Source organism: Gordonia sp. PS3, from assembly GCF_041950545.1.
Classification (GTDB): domain Bacteria; phylum Actinomycetota; class Actinomycetes; order Mycobacteriales; family Mycobacteriaceae; genus Gordonia; species Gordonia sihwensis.
The window spans coordinates 492,593-508,924 of record NZ_CP169524.1 but is presented as its reverse complement, the minus strand read 5'-3'; the positions used below and the strand labels follow the sequence as shown (position 1 = coordinate 508,924).

Genomic DNA, 16,332 nt, shown 5'->3' with positions numbered 1-16,332 from the left:
CGATGCTATCGGCAGGCGGTGCCATGCGGCTCTGTCCCGGCCCGCGTCTCGCGCGCGCTCTGCAGGTCGCGGTTCACCTGTTGGACGTTGACCCGCTCCCGCCCGAGGAAACCCAGCTGGCGGCCCCGGGTGTGGTCGGCGATGATCTCGCGGACCTCCTCCGGCGCCAGACCCGACGCCCGGGCGATCCGCGGCACCTGCAGAGCGGCGTACTCCAGGCTGATGTCGGGGTCGAGTCCCGAGCCCGAGGCGGTGACGGCGTCGGCGGGCACCTGTGACGGCTTCACGCCCTCGCGCTCGGCGATCGCCGCGCGGCGGGCGTCGATGATCTTGACCAGTTCGGGGCTGTTCGGGCCGAGGTTGCTCGCCCCCGACGCCGCCGGATCGCCCGGCGCCATCGGGTCGTCGACGCCGCCGGCGACCCGGTTGTGCAGGAACGGGTCGGGCTGTCCGGGCGCGGGCCGCTGGTCGACGCCGAGCAGGTCGGAGGCTCGGCAACCGTGCACGTCGGACTGGAACGACCCTTCGGCAGCAGTCGTGTGGAATCGCGAGATGCCCCAGACCGCAACGGGGTACAGGCCGCCCACGACGACGGCCAACGCGACCAGAGCGAGCAGCGCCACACCGCTCTGCCGGATCAGGCCGAGCAAGACGTTCTTCATGTCCTCATCCCATCCCCGGCAGCAGCCGGACGAGCAGATCGATCAGCCAGATGCCGATGAACGGCGTCACCACGCCGCCGAGCCCGTAGAGCAGCAGGTTGCGGCGCAGCAGATTGGCCGCGCTCGTCGCCCGATAGCGCACGCCCTTCAGCGACAACGGAATCAGCGCGACGATGATCAGCGCATTGAAGACGACCGCGGAGACGATCGCCGACTGCGCCGAATGCAACCGCATGATGTTGAGTGCGTCGAGCTGCGGGTACACCGTGCTGAACAATGCGGGCAGGATCGCGAAGTACTTCGCGAGATCGTTGGCCAGCGAGAACGTGGTCAGGGCGCCGCGGGTGATCAGCAGTTGTTTTCCGATCGCCACCACCTCGATCAGCTTGGTGGGATCGGAGTCGAGGTCGACCATGTTGCCGGCCTCCTTGGCCGCCATGGTTCCGGTGTTCATCGCCAGCCCCACGTCGGCCTGAGCCAGCGCGGGAGCGTCGTTGGTGCCGTCGCCCGTCATCGCGACCAGTCGGCCTCCCGACTGCTCCTTTCTGATCAGGTCGAGCTTGTCCTCGGGAGTGGCCTGGGCGATGAAGTCGTCGACGCCCGCCTGGTCGGCGATGGCCTTGGCGGTTAGCGGGTTGTCGCCGGTCACCATCACGGTGCGGATACCCATGGCGCGCAACTGCGAGAAGCGCTCGGTCATCCCCGGCTTCACCACGTCCGACAGTTCGATGACACCGAGCACATGCGACCGCAGCCCTCGCCGGATGCCGACCACCAGCGGCGTTCCGCCGCGGGTGGCGATGGTGTCGACGTCGGTGCGCACCTGCGCCGGGAGCTCGCCGACCCACTTCTCGACCGCATCTGCGGCACCCTTGCGGTATTCGCTGAGCCGCCCGTTCTCGTCCACGTCGACGCCGCTCATCCGCGTCTGAGCCGTGAACGGCACCACGGTGATACCCGGATCGGCGCCCGATCTCGCCGCGGCAAGCGAGACCTCGTCGAGCGGGGTCACCTCGTAGCGTTCGATCGCCAAGTCGATGATGCTGCGGCCCTCCGGGGTGTCGTCGGCCAGGCTGCACCGGTACGCGACGCCCGCCAGCTCCACGAGTTCCACTCCGTCTGCCGGATGGAACTCTGTGGCCCGGCGATTGCCGTAGGTGATGGTGCCGGTCTTGTCCATCAGCAGGGTGTCGATGTCGCCCGCCGCCTCCACGGCGCGCCCCGACATGGCCAAGACATTGCGCTGCACCAGCCGGTCCATGCCTGCGATGCCGATGGACGAGAGCAACGCCCCGATCGTCGTCGGAATCAGGCACACCAGGAGTGCGATCAGCTTCACCGGGTCGGCGGCTTGTCCCGCATAGCTCTGCATCGGACCGATCGCGACCACCGCGAGCAGGAAGATGATGGTCAGCGCCGTCAGCAGGATGTCGAGCGCGATCTCGTTGGGAGTCTTCTTGCGCGACGCACCTTCGACGAGCGCGATCATTCTGTCGACGAAGGTGCTGCCCGGCTCGGCCGTGATCTGCACGACGATGCGGTCCGACAGCACGACGGTGCCCCCGGTGACCGCCGACCGGTCGCCGCCGGACTCCCGCACCACCGGCGCGGACTCCCCGGTGATGGCCGACTCGTCGACCGTCGCGATGCCTTCCACCACATCGCCGTCCCCGGCGATGGTCTCGCCCGCCTCGACCACGATCCGCATTCCCGGCTTCAGCTCCGCCCCGGGGATCCGGCTGATGGCGCCGTCGTCGCCGAGAACCCGGGCAACGGTGTCGCGCTTCACCTTCCGCAGGCTGTCGGCCTGCGCTCGGCCGCGCCCCTCGGCGACTGCCTCGGCCAGACCCGCGAAGATCACCGTGAACCACAGCCACACCACCACCGTCCACGCGAACACCGATGGGTAGACGATGGCCAGCACGGTGGTGATCGCCGCACCGAGATACACCACGAACATCACCGGGTTGCGAGCCTGATCGCGCGGGTTGAGCTTGCGCAGCGCCTGGGGCAGCGACGACACGAGCTGCCTCACGTCGAATGCACCGGTCCCCGCCATGCTCGTGTCGTTCGCACTCTCGTCGCTCTGCGTCGCAGTCATCACAGTGCCTCCGCGATCGGTCCCAGCGCCATCGCCGGGAAGAAGGTCAGTCCGGCGACCAGCAGCGTGGTGCCGAGAAGAAGTGAGCCGTAAAGGATTCCGCTGGTGGGCAGCAGCGAGACCGATGTCTCGTTCTGTTTGGGCTTCTGCCTGGCCAGCAGTCCGGCCAATGCGAGCACCAGGACGATCGGCACCAGCCGGCCGAACAGCATGGCCAGCCCCAACGAGATCTGGAACCAGTCGTTGGTGGCGGCGAGTCCGCCGAACGCGCTGCCGTTGTTGTTCGCCGCCGACGCGTATGCGTACATGATCTCGCTGAACCCGTGGATCGCACTGTCACTGCCGCGGGCACCGTCGTTGCCGAGAGCCTCCGGTGTGGATCCGAGAAGAACAGTCACCGCGGACCCCGCGAGCACCAGCGCCGGCATCACCAGTACGTAGAGCGCGGCGACGGTGATCTCCTTCTGACCGATCCGCTTGCCCGCGAACTCCGGCGACCGACCCACCAGCAGGCCGCCGACGAAGACCGTGATGATCGCGAGCACCAGGAGTCCGTAGAGGCCCGAGCCGACGCCTCCGGGGGCGACCTCGCCCAACAGCATGTTCCAGAGCAGCCCTCCGCCCGATGCTGCGGCGAAGCTGTCGTGAGCGGCGTTCACCGCACCCGTCGACGTGCCTGTGGTCGACACCGCGAAGAGAGCGGAGCCCGGAATCCCGAACCGATACTCCTTGCCCTCCAGCATGGCGCCCGCGGCCTGCGACGCGATCCCGTCGGTCCGCGACTCGAAGGTCCAGACCAGCGCCAGCATCGCGCCCCAGATGACGGCCATCACGCCCAGCAGCGTGAGCCCCTGTCGGCGATCACGCACCAGCGTGCCGTAAGTGCGGGTGAGACAGACCGGAATGATCAGGATCGCCAGCACCTGGACCACGTTGGTCAGTGGCGTCGGGTTGGAGAAGGGGTGCGCCGAGTTGGCCCCGTACGTTCCACCGCCGTTGGTGCCGAGAAGCTTGATCGCCTCTTGGGACGCGAAGGGACCCAATGGGACCCGTCCCGCGGTCCCGTCCACAGTGGTGAATTCCGCTGCCGTGTGCCACGACTGGACCGCCCCTTGGAAAACCAGGATCGTCGCCACGAGCAGCGCCAGCGGCAGCAGAATCCGGACGGTGCCCCGCACGAGATCGACCCAGAAGTTGCCGAGCACTCCGTTGCCCCGGCGGCTGACGATGCCCCGGATCAGCGCGATCGCCACGGCCATGCCGACCGCCGCAGACAGGAAGTTCGCAACCGCCAGGCCGAGCATCTGCGACAGGTTGCTGATGACGGTCTCGGGCTCGTACGACTGCCAGTTGGTGTTGGCGACGAACGAGATCGCGGTGTTGAAGGCGACCGCCGGAGACATGCCGGGCTTTCCGTCCGACCACGGGAGATGCCCCTGCAGACGCTGCAACGCGTACAGCACCAGGATCGAGACACCGGAGAATCCGAGGACCGACAGCGCGTAGCCGCGCCAGGTCTGATTCGCCCGCGGATCGACGCCGATCACCCGGTAGAGCAGACGCTCCGGCGGAGAGTCCTTCACGGACTCGTACACCCGCGCCATGTAGTCGCCCAGCGGCACATACACCACCGCGAGCACGACGAGAACAGCTGCCAGCTGCAGAATGCCGGCCGAAAGATCAGTCAATGCCCCGACTCTCTAGAACTTGTCCGGGTACAGCAGCGCTGCCACCAGATATCCGACGACGCCGATTGCGGCGATCAACAGCACCACCGACACCGTGCCAGCCCCGGTCATCGCCCGGTCCCCCGCTCCAGTGCGAACAGCAGTCCAGCGCACGCGGCTATCGCGAGCACGGCGATGCAGACCATTACGACGTCAGCCATCTCCCGGCCTCCTCAATCCGACGGCCCGCCGGTCCGGCGGGCTCGGACCTCACGCTCGTCGCACGAGATGCGCTGCGCCAGATGCCTTAACGCGATCTATACGGCGGCGCCGAGGATCTTGACGGCTCCGTTCACACCGCATGCCCCCACGCTCGGCGATTTGCGCGCGGACCGCCGTCTCCGGTGTAGTTGCATGGTCCAGCTCACCCTGAGGAGTTTCACGTGAAGCGCAGCATCCAGTTGGCCACCGTCGGCGCGACCGCCGCTCTCGCCGCGACCGTCGGGGTCGCATTCGCCCCGGGCGACGCCGCGGCCGGCGTCGTCGGCGGGTACCAGCAGCCGGCATCCGGAGCCGTCTCGATCACCTCCGGGACCAACGAGATCAACGTGATGGTGATCAACCGCAAGGACGCGGACCAGTGCACCGTCACCGCCACCCGGAAGGACGCCAAGACCGGCACCAAGACGTTGACCCGCACCGTGAAGCTCAACGCACTGAACCAGCACACCGGCATCGCGAACTTCGCAGGAATGTTCAACAAGACCGACTACACCGTCTCCGGCACCTGCGTCGGAACCAAGGCGACCGAGCCGTCGGACGAGCCGGGAGACGCGAAGTCCGGAGAAGCGAAGTCCGACGCCGCCGAGACCGGCGAGCAGATCACCACCAACCTCCTCGGCGGGACCAACAAGGTCGTCGTGAAGGTCGACAACTCGGTGAACTCGAACTACGCGCAGTGCTTGCAGATCGTCAAGGGTGTGTCGTGGGATCTCGGCCTCCGCGGCGCACCGCTGGAGACCGTCATGAAGATCGCCACGACCTTCTGCCCGCGGTAGCCGCCGCAGTCACGCGGCTGCCGGCGCCGACGTGAGCGTCCTGCGCGCGTTCGACCGCAACTCCCTTCGCGGCCGGTGCGGCTGGTCGGTGTCCGCAGGCTCACGGAACCAGGGATACCGATCGTGGCCGATGAACACCTCCCACCCCGATTGATGAATCAGCGTGTGGTGCATCCGGCACAGCAGAACGCTGTTGTCGAGCGACGTCTCTCCACCCTGCGACCACGGAATGCAGTGATGCGCATCGGTCCATCCGACGGGCCGGCCGCACCCTGGGAATGCGCACCCTCGATCTCGCACTTCGAGTGCCCTTCTGATCCCCGCCGTGACCAGCCGCTGTTCACGGCCGACGTCCAGCGGCACCGACTCGCCGTCGACCACGATGCGCCGCACCGCCGCATCGCAGAGAACCAGACCCACCGTCGCGGACGACACCGGCCCGGTGTAGCCGAGCGACGAGACCCTCTGCTCCGCCTCCGACCGCCTGCCACTCACACGTTCCTCCGTGCGACTCGGCACGACCAGAGTGACGTGCGGAAGGACGCCGCCGCTCGACGGGCGATCGCGTCCGCTGAGGAAGGAGCGGACTATCTGCCCGAACGCATCTGCACGCCGCCGTCCCACCGCGCGCGGATCGGGTGAGCCGTCCGGCAGCGGCACCGGTCGGCACAACCGATCCAGCGCCGCGCTGAGTTCCTCTCCGGTGAGCACATCCACGTCGAGCGTCGCCGAGATCCGACCGTCGGCCCCGACTGCCAGACTCATCTCATTGAGCTCCGAGTTCTCCGCGACCGGCACCGAGTCCGGATCGGATTCATCGAGTTCCGGAGCCCATTCGAGCGCGAGTTCCCGCGCTCGGCGAGCCACATCCGCCGGAGTCTCCTGCACCGTCAGCCGCCGAGCCAGATCCTCACGCGCCGCGGAGTCGAGCGGGATCCGCTTCTCCACGAACGCGATCCCGCGTCCGACGGCATCGACGTGTTCCACTGAGACCCCGCCTGCGCGCGCCTGCCGCGACAACGACGGGAGCGTCGCCGCGACGCCACCCACCCGAGCGAGACGATGTGCCGCCGCCGGCGAGTGACCGAGTCCTTTCAACAGGTCGACGACCGATCTCACTCGCTTGCGAGTCGGAAGCCCCGATCGCGCGGCAGCCTCCGACACTCCAGCCAACGCCGTCGTCGTCAGATTCAGCAGGCGGGTCAACTCCGCCATCAACACGAGGAGTTCGCGGTCGTCGACGCCGGCGCGAGCCACCGAGTCGATCAGTCGCGCGAGCGAACCTCCCGGCTCGCCTCCCATTGCCGGAGACAACTCGTCCGACAGACGATCGGCGAACTCCTTCACAGCTTCAGTCAGATTCATGATTCCCCCTTTCGCACGGCCTCCCTCGTCGCGATCGAGTCGCAACGCACTGCATCACGCAACAAGCACGCCAGGGTCGCTCAACAGTCACCCCCGAGCCGGGTGCCGGTCCGACGAATCCGGACCGGCACCGACCCCATCTGCACTTTCGATTCTCAAAGAACTCGAAGCGTCCCGAAGAGACCTTCACGCTCGATCTGTGATCTATGCTACATTCGACTTCTAGATAGTACAAGTGTTCGACTCGTCGGGTGGGGGTCTCATCCACGGACTCGTACCCAGGAAGGATTATTCCTAGGCAACTACCGGGCCTGGGCCACGTCAACAGAAGTGGGAAGACTGGATGCAGCGGCCGACAGAGACATACCCATCACATGATCGGCCGAGAATCGACAGAGAGGCGAGCACGTGTCCAACGACATCAAGCACATCAAGTTCCAGAACCCGGACATGTTCTGGGAGATCGCGGCGGACCTCTACTTTCCGCCGTCGTTCGACGAATCCAAGAAGTACCCGACCGTCATCAGCGCGCATCCGATCGGCAGCTGCAAGGAGCAGACAGCGGGCAACATCTACGCCACGCGCCTGGCCGACGAGGGCTACGTGGTCATCGCCTTCGACGCCAGTTTTCAGGGTGAGAGCGGCGGCACCCCACGGCTGATCGAGGATCCGACCCAGCGTGTGGAGGACTTCCGCCGGGTGGTCGACTACCTCACGACGCTCCCCTACGTCGACACCGACCGAATCGGCGCGCTGGGTGTGTGCGGCGGCGGCGGATACGTGCTCGCTTCGGCGCAGAGTGAGAAGCGGATCAAGACAGTCGTCTCGATCACCGGCGTGAACTACGGTCGCATGGTCCGCGAGAACGCGGCGGCAGCCGGCGGCCCGGTGGCCGCGCTCAAGCAGATCGCCGAGCAGCGCACCGCCGAGGCCGCGGGAGCCGAGGGCGCGATCAGTGCTGCTCTGCCGCCATCGGCCGAGGCCGCGCAGCAGATCGGCGACATCGACGTCGTCGAGGCCTACGACTACTACTGCACCCCGCGCGGACAGTCCGCGAACGGCAAGGCGATCTTCGACGTCGCACACGGCGCGTCAGCCATGGTGTGGGACGCCTTCGCCTTCGCCGAGACGCTGCTGACCCAGCCGATCATGGTCGTCGTCGGCGACAAGCCCGGAGCATTCGGCGCCTACCGCGACGGATTCGAGATCAACCGCCGCGCGGCGTCCGAGGTCAAGGAACTGGTGGTGCTCCCCGGCGTCTCGCACTACGACCTGTACGACCAGCCGCGGGGTGCGGGTGCGGCATTGGAGAAGGTCATTCCCTTCCTGGCCGCGAACCTCTGATCCATCCCACACGACGGAGGTCCCGCACTCGAAACCCGAGTGCGGGACCTCTGTGCGATTCCATCGGTACCGCTCAACCGGCGGAACTCAACCGATGAGATTCAACGAGGCTCGGCTCAGCCGACCACGAGGGTCTCACCGTCGCCGCTGACGTCCACCGGGACGGTGTCGCCGTCGCGTACCCTGCCGGCCAGCAACGCCTTCGCGAGCTGGTCGCCGATGGCCTGCTGCACCAGGCGACGCAGCGGACGCGCACCGTAGAGCGGATCGAATCCGCGTTCGGCCAGCCATTCCTTGGCCTTCGGCGTCACCTCCAGTTCGAGACGACGCTGGTGCAGACGCTTGGCCAGGTTGTCGAGCTGGATGTCGACGATCCGGACCAACTGCTCGGGCGAGAGAGAGTCGAAGATGACCACATCGTCGAGCCTGTTGATGAACTCCGGCTTGAACGCCGCGCGGACGGCCGCCATCACCTGATCCTTGTCACCGCCGGCGCCCAGGTTGGACGTCAGGATGAGGATGGTGTTGCGGAAGTCCACCGTGCGTCCCTGACCGTCGGTCAACCGCCCCTCGTCGAGCACCTGCAGCAGCACGTCGAAGACGTCCGGGTGAGCCTTCTCGACCTCGTCGAACAGGACCACCGAGTACGGACGACGACGCACCGCCTCGGTCAGCTGGCCACCGGCTTCGTACCCCACGTACCCGGGAGGCGCACCGACGAGCCGCGCGACGCTGTGCTTCTCGCCGTACTCGCTCATGTCGATCCGGACGATCGCTCGTTCGTCGTCGAACATGAACTCGGCCAGGGCCTTCGCCAGCTCGGTCTTGCCGGTTCCGGTGGGACCGAGGAACAGGAACGAGCCCAGCGGACGGTTGGGATCGGCGACGCCCGCGCGAGCGCGTCGGACCGCGTCGGAGACGGCCTTGACCGCCTCGAGCTGACCGATGACTCGCTTGCCCAGCTCGTCCTCCATGCGCAGCAGCTTGGCCGTCTCACCCTCGAGCATCTTGCCCGCGGGCACGCCCGTCCACGCCGAGACCACCTCGGCGACCTGGTCGGGACCGACTTCCTCCTGCAGCATCACGTCCTCGTCGGGATCGGTGCCGCTCTTCTCGATCGCGGCCTCCAACTCCTTCTCGAGGCCGGGGATCCGGCCGTACCGGAGCTCGGCGGCCCTCCCGAGATCACCGTCGCGCTCGGCCCGCTCGGCCTCGCCGCGCAGACGCTCCAGTTCCTCCTTCACATCGCGGACGGCGTCGATGGCGGTCTTTTCCGACTGCCAACGGGCCGACAGCTCGTTGAGCTTCTCGCGGTGATCGGCCAGCTCGCGGCGCAATGCCTCGAGTCGTTCCTTGGACGCGGCGTCGGTCTCCTTCTCCAAGGCGACCTCCTCCACTTCCAGGCGCCGGACGATGCGCTCCACCTCGTCGATCTCGACCGGACGCGAGTCGATCTCCATCCGCAACCGTGACGCGGCCTCGTCGACCAGGTCGATCGCCTTGTCGGGCAGGAACCGCGACGTGATGTAGCGGTCGGAGAGCGTCGCGGCAGCCACCAGAGCCGAGTCGGTGATGCGCACGCCGTGATGCACCTCGTACCGGTCCTTGAGTCCGCGAAGGATGCCGATGGTGTCCTCCACCGACGGCTCACCGACGTACACCTGCTGGAACCGGCGTTCGAGGGCCGCGTCCTTCTCGATGTACTTGCGGTACTCCTCGAGCGTGGTGGCACCGACCAGCCGCAGCTCACCGCGGGCGAGCATCGGCTTGATCATGTTGCCCGCGTCCATCGCGGACTCACCGGTCGCACCGGCACCGACGATGGTGTGCAACTCGTCGATGAACGTGATGATCTGTCCGTCCGACGCCTTGATCTCGTCGAGGACCGCCTTCAGCCGCTCCTCGAACTCGCCGCGGTACTTGGCGCCCGCGACCATCGAACCGAGGTCGAGCGAGATGACGGTCTTGCCGCGCAACGACTCCGGGACATCGCCGGCCACCACGCGCTGGGCCAGACCCTCCACGATGGCGGTCTTGCCGACGCCCGGCTCGCCGATGAGCACCGGGTTGTTCTTGGTACGGCGCGAGAGCACCTGGACCACGCGGCGGATCTCGGAATCGCGGCCGATCACCGGGTCGAGCTCGCCTTCGCGAGCGCGCTTGGTGAGGTCGGTGGAGTACTTCTCCAGCGACTGGTACGTCGCTTCCGGGTTCTCGCTGGTGACGCGCGCTGTGCCCCGGACGGACACGAACGCGTCACGCAGTGCCTCCGGCGTGGCGCCTGCGCCGGCCAGCAGTCGTGCAGTCTCCGACTCACCGGTGGCCAGTCCGACCATCAAATGTTCGGTCGAGACGTACTCGTCGGAGAGTTCGGTGGCCAGCTTCTGCGCAGCGGTGATCGCCGCGATGGACTCGCGGCTCAGCTGCGGCTGCGCGCTCGCACTCGACACGGTCGGAGCCCGGTCGACGAGGGTCTTGGCCTCGTTCCGGATCCGCACGGGGTCGACGCCGACCGCCTTGAGCAGCGGCGATGCGATGCCGTCGGTCTGCTCGAGGAGTGCGACGAGGATGTGGGCCGGCCGCACGTCGGGGTTGCCCGCCGCGGCCGCGTCTTGGACGGCAGCCTGCAGTGCAGCCTGTGTCTTGGTGGTGGGGGTGAAGCTGTCCACTGACATTCGCCTTTCTGTTGAGCTGTCCGGTTCGGCACTGCCGAACCTAAGTCTACGAGGCTCAGGTTTGCCTCTCGAGTAGTTCAACTATCTGAAAGTTGAGTCCATTCCACTAAACCCCAGGGGTTGTCAGTGATACAGGACACAGGTCGAATGTAGCCCCACCTGCAACTGTCGTCCGACGTCGACGAGTCTTCGACGCCGCGCTTCGACGAACGTTTCGTCCGGAGCACGCATCGCGCTTCCAGCCGCGTCACACCGTCACAAGCTGCACGGCATCTGTGCGTACGCGGAGATGTCGCACACCGACTTGTCGGACAGCTTCCATGCGCTGTCCTTCCACACCCACCGCAGCGGGATATAGCGCGAGCCCGACCCCGGAAGGGTCATCTGCAGTCGGGCGTTCGCCGTGGTGCCGTTCTGCGTCAACGGGCCCACCACCTGGTACCGGAAGCCGGTGTACGAATACTGCTTCACCAGGTACAGCACTTTCGAGATGGGACCGACCGCGCGGGAACCGCCCTCGAGGAGCTTCGCCTTCTGAGCGGACGACGAATTGCCGGACAGCGTCGTCAACTGGCTGTTGAACTCGGCGAGCGTCGGCGGAGTGGGACCGGATCCCTGCGACTGAGCGGTCGTCGGCGCCTGCTGCCTGGTGGCGACGACGGGGGCTCCGGGTGCGAGTCCGGGCTCGTCGGTCGCCGGCGCGTCTTCGGCGACCGACGCCGACGCGTCGGCCGTGGCCGCCGGGGTCTGCGTTCCGCCCTGGACCGCAGGGGCCTGCTGGGTGTCACCGAGACTCACCACGGTGGCAGGCGATTGCGCAGCAGTCGTGGGAGCGGCACCGCTGAGCATCATGGCGACCACGCCGACCACGACGATCAGGGACGAGATCACGGCAGCCAGACCGGCCGCGGCGATCACCGTCGGCGAATTGACACCGGTACCCGACTGACCTGTTCTCCGACTCATTCTTCCTGCACTCCTGATCGCCCCTGGACGACCGTCTGCCCGGCTGTCCGATCGCGCACCACCGCGCGACACAATTTAGGCAAGGCTAAACTATGCAGTCGAATGCGGCAACGCCGACCTCTACCGTTCGCGCTGCGCCGCGACGACGCCGTTCTCATACGCGCAGATGACCAAGTGCACGCGGTCGCGGGCATCGAGCTTCGTGAGCAGTCGTCAGATATGAGTCTTGACAGTGGTGATCCCCAGGTGCAGGCGGTCGGCGATCTCACCATTGGACAGTCCTGCGGCGACCAGTTCGAACACGTCCCGCTCGCGGTCGGTGAGACGGTCGAGTTCACCGCTGCGCACCGCCGGCCGCTCCGGCGAACGCCCGAGCTCGGTGATGAGTCGCCTGGTGATCGACGGCGAGAGCAACGCATCACCGCGGGCGACGGTGCGAATCGCTTCCAGCATCTGCTCCGGCGGCGTGTCTTTGAGCAGGAACCCACTGGCCCCGCCGCGGAGCGCGGCGAAGACGTATTCGTCGTCGTCGAACGTGGTGACGATCAGCACTCGGGCCGCGGCGTCGTCCGCGACGATCAGACGGGTGGCCTCGATTCCGTCGATGCCGGGCATCCGGATGTCCATCACCACCACGTCGGGCGCAAGCCGGCGGGCGGCGCGGACCGCCTCGCCTCCGTCCCCGGCTTCACCGACAGCGGTCAGGTCGGACGCCGAGTCGATCAGCAGCCGGAATCCGGCGCGCACGAGCTGTTCGTCGTCCACCACCAGCACGGTGGTCGTGTCCGCGGGATCGTTCACGGCGCGCCCGCCGCGTCCGTCACCCGCACGGGCAGTCGTGCCCGGACAGTGAATCCACCGTCCGGATCTGGACCGGCGACGACGTCCCCGCCGAGGAGTTCGACGCGCTCACCGATTCCGGCGAGGCCGAGCCCGGCACCGACCGGATCGGACGGCACCCCGTGTCCGCCGTCGTCGGACACGGTCAGCAACAGGTGGTCCGGACGGTGGGTGAGCCGGACGGTCACCGCGGCGCCCGGAGCATGCTTGACGGCGTTCGTGACGGCCTCCTGAACGATTCGATATCCGGAGAGTTCCACCGCGGGCGGATACGACCTCGGCGGTCCGTCCTCGACGACACTCACCGAGACCACCCCATCGTCGCTGATCTGCGCCGCGAGCGCGGTGAGGTCGGCCAACCCGGGGGCCGCAGCCGCGTCGTCCGGCGCAGTTTCGCGGATCTCGCGCAACAGTCCGCGGAGATCGGACAGTGCCGAGCGGCCCGCAGTCTCGATGGTCGCGAGTGCGCGACGTGCCTCCTCGGGCTGCTCGTCGAAGACCACTCGGCCGATCCCGGCACGGACGACGATCATGCTCAGCCCGTGCGAGACGACATCGTGGACCTCGCGCGAGAGGCGGAGATGGTCCTCGGCTCGCAATCGACGCTGCCGCTCCAGCGCCGACAGCCGTTCCTGTTCCCGCACCCGAGCCTGGAACTTCCGTCGGCTCCGCGTCGCGTCGCCGATGATCCAGGCCGGGACGGCGAGAAGCAGGTGAACCGCGTCCTGCTCGATCTCGGGGTGCAGCGAGAAGGCGACCGCTCCGCCGAGCGAGACGACCAACACCGCGCCCGCAGTGACCACCGCCGACAGCCGACGCGCGCAGCGGTCCGCAACCGTGTAGACGGCGATCGGGAACACAAGCCCGGCATCGGATACGAACGGCGTGAACTGCACGCGTAACAGCATCGCGGCCACCGACACCGCGGTGATCACGCACAGAACCGCGACGGGGCGTCGCCGTCGAAGTATCAGCGGAGCCGCGGCCAGCGCCCCGAACGCGGCTTGCGCGGCCGGAGACCCGTGACGGTCGACCACCCCGAGCAGCAGTGGCCCGGTGAACAGCGCGAAGCACGTGATTGCGATCGTCAGATCCACCAGCATCGCGAATCCGCCGGCGCCCAACCGGTTCTCGATTCGAACGTGCCACGGCGGTCGCGCCGACGGCACTGTCGACGGATGCACGGGATCTGCCATGTCTCTCAATCTAGAAAGGATGAGACTCCGGCCGCGTCATTCCGGAGTCCTCGCCTGACGTCCTCCCCCGGTACCACCCCGGCTAGCGGATCGTCTCGGAGTACCGCCGAGAAACCGGCTCGTAAGCCGACGACAGCCGAGACCGCCGGCGGCACCGTTGAGTCATGACCATTTCCACTTCACGTCCCTGCAGCAGTCGTTCCCACATCTCGTCGCTGTCGGCAGCCCTGTTCGGTTCCGCTTTCGTGGCGGGACTGATTCACGGTGCACTCCTCTACGCCGGGCGCTCGCCCGTCCACGAGCAGCATCAGGCCGGTACATCGGCGTGGTGGCAACACGCGGTACTGGCCGGGCTCGCGGCCGCTCTCGCGATGGCCGTCGGCATCCATCGCCGTCGCACGGGTCGCCGCAGACCGGCGGTCCTGCTGCCTCTCGGACGACGGGCGGCTCTTCGTGTCCGACGCACGCTCAGAGCCTCAGCCGCGGGGCAGAGCCGTTGGCGCCTCGCGGCCGCCCTCCCGCCCACCGCACTGCTCGTGTTCTGCGTATACCGCGCCGGCGTCCAGGTCATCGGCGGGCTCGACCCGAACTTCACGGTCAACGCCTGGGGCGGACCCGGTTACATCGGCGCGATGGCGTGCCACTACCTGGACGCAGCACTCCTGATGGCGTCCGCCGCGTTGCTGCTGGACGTGATCCTGCTGCCGGCAGACGACGGTGCGGTCCGTACCGGTCACACCGCGTCGCGTTCACGGGGCACCGCCGCGGGAACCGGGGGACGACCGGACAGGACTCCGTACATCGTCCTACCGTGCCAATCGGTGGTCGCGAAGGGCTCGGCCGCCCAACCCGCCACGAACCAGTCCCGCAATTCCGGCGAGCCGGTCCAGGCGTAAAAAGGCCTGTCGCGCTCGGCGCAGTATCGCTCGACGACCCGCATCATGTCGATGAGCGTGCGACCGCCGCGTCCCCCGGGTTCGACCGTGGTGAGGGTGCAGTTGACCGCGTCCTCGACCGGCGACCACAGCGGCGGCTGTGTCCAGAGCTCGGCCAACCTCTCGCGCAGACCCGGTGTACGTGCCGCCACCTCGACGTCCGCGGGAGTGAGCGGCGGCTCACCGTCTGGCGACAGATCGACGTCGTGCGGCTGCCAGACGAGTACTCCGACCAGCCGCCCGTCGCTGCGGGCGCCCGTGACACACCCGACTCTCAGCAACGGACGAAGGAGCAGGCGAGCGAGCCACTCCCGCTTGTCCGAATCGCCGACGTGCTCGCCCAGCAACCACTGGTAGAGCGGAATCTCCCGGATCCCGTGGGCGGCGAGCCGCACGGCCTCGGTCAGGTCGGTGTCATCAAGGGTGACGATCTCGGTCATTCATGCGGTCCCATCGCTGCGATCCGGTGCTCGACCGCACCGGGTGCCGGAAGAAAGCCGAGAGGCCGCTTCGCAATGAGCGAAGCGACCTCTCGTCGAATCGAGCTACGTCGTCTCGAACTACGGCGTCGCCGGGGTGTCTCCACCGCTGCTGCCGCCGCTGGAACCGAGAGCGTCCAGGATCGGGGTCAAGAAGTCGATTTCGAGGCGAAGCGGGCCGTCTGCCATTTTCTACTCTTTTCTCTATCGGGGAGGTCGTCCGATCAGTTGTCAACCGAACGCGTTAATCACGCTGCGCCCTCGTGTCAGATCCATCACAGAATGACGGATTTTCGTTACAAAACCGTTATCTGGACAGTTGTCGGCGTTCGCCGTGAATACCCGGCCCGACCAGGAGTTATGGGAGAAATCGGCGAATTTCGAGCTCTGGGCTCACTTGTTGTCCGCGAACCGCTCCACGGCCCGCCTCGGACCCGCGACGATCAACACATCGTCCTCATGAACCACGGTGTCGACGCCGGCGAACTCGAACGCGCCGTCACCCTTCTTGATCGCGACGATGGTGACGCCGTAGGTGCTCCGCACTCGGCTCGACTTGAGATCGAGACCGACGAGGTCGTGCGGTACCGACGACTTCCCCATCGCGAACTCGTGGTCGAACTCCGCGTAGTCGAGCAGCCGCCGATCGATGACGAGATGCGCCACTCGCTCGCCCATCTCGTGCTCCGGCAGCACGACGTGATGGGCGCCGACGCGAGTGAGGATGCTCCCGTGCTGACGCGACAAGGCCTTCGCCCAGATGTCGGGAACCTCCAGATCGGCGAGCACCGACGTGGTCAGGACACTGGCCTCGAGGTCGGCCCCGATGCAGACGATCACGTGATCGAACGTCTCGACGCCCAACTGGCGCAGCGCCTGTGGATCCGTCGAATCGATCACCGCGGCGTTCGGCAGGTCGTCGGAGTATCGCTGCACGAGGGCCGGATCGCTGTCCATCGCGAGCACCTCGACGCCCTGATTCACGAGCTCGATCGCCAGCGACGCCCCGAACCGGCCGAGACCGATGACGGCCACGCGCCGCTC

12 protein-coding genes and 1 pseudogene are annotated in these 16,332 nt (G+C 67.2%); 2 read left to right on the top strand and 11 right to left on the bottom strand.

Going from position 1 to position 16,332, the window contains the following annotated elements:
- Positions 1-5: 5 nt before the first annotated feature.
- The 4 genes from ACE11G_RS02295 to ACE11G_RS02280 are packed head-to-tail and all read right to left on the bottom strand — an operon-like array spanning position 6 to position 4,562.
- Positions 6-662 carry a potassium-transporting ATPase subunit C gene (locus tag ACE11G_RS02295; RefSeq protein ID WP_006896124.1) on the bottom strand — a complete coding sequence of 219 codons (657 nt, stop codon included), beginning with the start codon at positions 660-662 and terminating at the stop codon, positions 6-8.
- Between the two features lie 4 nt (positions 663-666).
- Complete coding sequence (kdpB, locus tag ACE11G_RS02290; protein ID WP_045538766.1) at positions 667-2,763, bottom strand: potassium-transporting ATPase subunit KdpB; 2,097 nt, start codon at positions 2,761-2,763, stop codon at positions 667-669.
- Entirely contained in the window at positions 2,763-4,451 is a 1,689-nt protein-coding gene (kdpA, locus tag ACE11G_RS02285) for a potassium-transporting ATPase subunit KdpA (RefSeq protein ID WP_062366526.1), read from the bottom strand. Before kdpA ends, kdpB begins: the two co-directional genes overlap by 1 nt.
- Before the next feature lie 12 nt (positions 4,452-4,463).
- Positions 4,464-4,562, bottom strand: a complete 99-nt coding sequence (locus tag ACE11G_RS02280; RefSeq protein ID WP_081598092.1) for a potassium-transporting ATPase subunit F — start codon at positions 4,560-4,562, stop codon at positions 4,464-4,466.
- 311 nt (positions 4,563-4,873) lie between these two features.
- Here ACE11G_RS02280 and ACE11G_RS02275 point away from each other — a divergent pair, with 311 nt between their 5' ends.
- Positions 4,874-5,488, top strand: a complete 615-nt coding sequence (locus tag ACE11G_RS02275) for a hypothetical protein (RefSeq protein WP_045538765.1) — start codon at positions 4,874-4,876, stop codon at positions 5,486-5,488.
- A 9-nt stretch (positions 5,489-5,497) separates the two neighbouring features.
- Here ACE11G_RS02275 and ACE11G_RS02270 read toward each other — a convergent pair whose 3' ends face one another.
- Positions 5,498-6,853 (bottom strand): HNH endonuclease signature motif containing protein, encoded by a 1,356-nt coding sequence (locus tag ACE11G_RS02270; RefSeq protein WP_006896119.1) that lies wholly within the window; start codon positions 6,851-6,853, stop codon positions 5,498-5,500.
- A gap of 408 nt (positions 6,854-7,261) precedes the next feature.
- Between ACE11G_RS02270 and ACE11G_RS02265 the strand changes: the two genes are divergently transcribed.
- Positions 7,262-8,197, top strand: a complete 936-nt coding sequence (locus ACE11G_RS02265) for an alpha/beta hydrolase (protein WP_082781257.1) — start codon at positions 7,262-7,264, stop codon at positions 8,195-8,197.
- A gap of 116 nt (positions 8,198-8,313) precedes the next feature.
- On the opposite strand, the gene clpB is transcribed toward ACE11G_RS02265, so the two are convergent.
- From clpB to ACE11G_RS02235, 6 genes and pseudogenes are all read right to left on the bottom strand, one after another.
- Positions 8,314-10,866, bottom strand: a complete 2,553-nt coding sequence (clpB, locus tag ACE11G_RS02260) for an ATP-dependent chaperone ClpB (RefSeq protein WP_006896116.1) — start codon at positions 10,864-10,866, stop codon at positions 8,314-8,316.
- 261 nt (positions 10,867-11,127) lie between these two features.
- Positions 11,128-11,838: a hypothetical protein gene (locus ACE11G_RS02255; protein WP_045538761.1), complete on the bottom strand. Its 711-nt coding sequence runs from the start codon at positions 11,836-11,838 to the stop codon at positions 11,128-11,130.
- 120 nt (positions 11,839-11,958) lie between these two features.
- A pseudogene (locus ACE11G_RS02250) lies at positions 11,959-12,639 on the bottom strand (response regulator).
- Entirely contained in the window at positions 12,636-13,874 is a 1,239-nt protein-coding gene (locus ACE11G_RS02245) for a sensor histidine kinase (protein ID WP_231650258.1), read from the bottom strand. Before ACE11G_RS02245 ends, ACE11G_RS02250 begins: the two are co-directional and overlap by 4 nt.
- Before the next feature lie 733 nt (positions 13,875-14,607).
- On the bottom strand, positions 14,608-15,249 hold the full coding sequence (locus tag ACE11G_RS02240) for a hypothetical protein (RefSeq protein ID WP_006896112.1): 642 nt from the start codon (positions 15,247-15,249) through the stop codon (positions 14,608-14,610).
- Positions 15,250-15,681: 432 nt separating this feature from the next.
- Positions 15,682-16,323 carry a TrkA family potassium uptake protein gene (locus tag ACE11G_RS02235; protein ID WP_006896111.1) on the bottom strand — a complete coding sequence of 214 codons (642 nt, stop codon included), beginning with the start codon at positions 16,321-16,323 and terminating at the stop codon, positions 15,682-15,684.
- Between the last annotated feature and the right edge of the window lie 9 nt (positions 16,324-16,332).